Genomic DNA, 526 nt, shown 5'->3' with positions numbered 1-526 from the left:
AAAAGAGAGTAATAGATCAGAACGGCCGATCGCCGTCAAGCACTGAAAATAGCAAAATCAGGTGCGGAATGACGGTTCTATCCCGTTGCCTGGATCCTGGGCATCCCGGGCAGTGAAGCGCTGCAGGCCGGCTCCATCATGGCGACCAAGCTGGTGACCAACGAGTTTGTGGCCATGATGGATCTGGGCAAGATTGCCGCCGAGCTCTCCCCGCGCACCGTCGGCATCCTCTCCATCTTCATGGTGTCGTTCGCCAACTTCAGCTCCATCGGCATCATTGCCGGTGCGGTGAAGGCGCTCAACGAAGAGAAGGGCAACATGGTTTCCCGCTTCGGTTTGAAGCTGGTCTATGGCTCCACCCTGGTGAGCCTGCTCTCCGCCGTTATCGCCGGTGTGATGATCTAGGTCCTCCCCCCGCGCTGCTCATGACGACCCCCTGCCTTGGCAGGGGGTCTAATGAGATGGTCACCCCCACCCTGTGAGCGGTACGCTGACAGGGTGTTTTTCTTTCAGGAGAGGCCATCAT

1 pseudogene is annotated in these 526 nt (G+C 58.4%); it reads left to right on the top strand.

Features of this window, described 5'->3' with window-relative positions:
- Positions 1 to 75: 75 nt before the first annotated feature.
- A pseudogene (locus OKC30_RS21375) lies at positions 76 to 405 on the top strand (nucleoside transporter C-terminal domain-containing protein); the annotation flags it as partial.
- Between the last annotated feature and the right edge of the window lie 121 nt (positions 406 to 526).

The sequence above is a fragment of the Aeromonas sp. QDB18 genome (assembly GCF_027705325.1).
In the GTDB taxonomy this organism is placed as follows: domain Bacteria; phylum Pseudomonadota; class Gammaproteobacteria; order Enterobacterales; family Aeromonadaceae; genus Aeromonas; species Aeromonas caviae.
The sequence above is the reverse complement of the archived record's forward strand: the minus strand, read 5'-3'. Positions and strand labels throughout refer to the sequence as shown.